We start from the raw sequence: 1,231 nt of genomic DNA, 5'->3' as shown, positions 1-1,231 counted from the left end.
TGAATCGCCCCGGGTTTCCTAGACACTCTCCAGGCTCGCTGCGTAACGCTTTTCAAACTCTACCGGTGACAGCTGATTGTTGAAACTGTGGCGTCGTTTTGGGTTGTAAAACATCTCGATGTAATCGAACACATCATCCCGAGCATCCTGGCGTGTAGTGTAGATTTTACGCTTGATCCGCTCCCGCTTTAGCAGCTGGAAAAAGCTCTCCGCCACAGCGTTGTCGTGGCAGTTACCTCGACGACTCATGCTGGCTACCAGGTTGTTAGCTTTCAAGAAGCTTCGCCAGTCTGAGCTGCTGTACTGACTGCCTTGATCCGAGTGGATCATCACCTCTTGCTTCGGCTTACGTCTCCAAACCGCCATCAGCAGTGCATCAATGGCTACGTCGCTGGTCATCTGCGACTTCATTGACCAACCAATGATCTGGCGTGAAAACAGATCGAGCACCACGGCCAAATACAGCCAGCCTTCATATGTTCGGATGTAGGTAATGTCTGTGACCCAGACTTTGTTGGGTTCTCTGACATCGAATTGGCGCTTCAGTAAGTTCGGTGAGGCAACGGCTGGTTTACCGCCATATTTTCCCGGCCTCCGTCGATACCCAGTCTGAGAACGTAAACCTTCAAGGCGCATCAACCTAGCTACCCGGTGACGGCCACAGCTCTCACCAACCTCTCGCAGGTCATCATGGATCTTGCGATAGCCATAAACACCACCGCTTTCCAACCAGGAGTGTTTGATCAGTCCAAGCAGTCGCTGATCGTCCTTGGCTCGCGCAGATTTTGGTTCTGATAGCCACGCGTAGTAGCCGCTGGGATGAACCTTGAGCGTCAGGCAAAGCCGTCGAATCGCGTAATGACCCGCTTGCTGCTTAATAAAGGCGTACTTCAGCCGCACTCCTTGGCAAAGTACGCGGCGGCCTTTTTTAAGATGTCTCGCTCCTCCGTCACCCGTTTCAGCTCGGCCCGTAGACGACGAACCTCAGCGCTCTGATCATCCTCCTCAACGCGCTGTTCCTGGGGCTTGGTGTAGCGCTTAACCCAGGCATAGAGGCTGTGCACGGACACACCCAATCGTGCAGCCACCTCCGAGACAGGAAGCTTCTTTTCGGTCACTTGTTTGACCGCCTGGATTTTGAATTCTTCGGGATATCGCTGGTTGCTCATGGCACCTCCTAATGGGCCTCATTTTAAGGCTTGGAGGTGTCTACGAAACTAGGGGCGATTCA

At 53.2% G+C, this 1,231-nt stretch carries 1 protein-coding gene; it reads right to left on the bottom strand.

Annotation, left to right across the window (positions count from 1 at the left end; translation table 11 throughout):
* Positions 1 to 18: 18 nt before the first annotated feature.
* A protein-coding gene (locus TU84_RS25170) for an IS3 family transposase (protein ID WP_088500423.1) occupies positions 19 to 1,169 on the bottom strand; the annotation gives its coding sequence in 2 pieces (ribosomal slippage) (positions 19 to 935 and positions 935 to 1,169; 1,152 coding nt in all).
* Positions 1,170 to 1,231: the final 62 nt, after the last annotated feature.

The organism is Pseudomonas helleri, from assembly GCF_001043025.1.
In the GTDB taxonomy this organism is placed as follows: Bacteria; Pseudomonadota; Gammaproteobacteria; order Pseudomonadales; family Pseudomonadaceae; genus Aquipseudomonas; species Aquipseudomonas helleri.
Note: the sequence above shows the minus strand (reverse complement) of the source record. Positions and strands in the feature narration are given on the sequence as shown.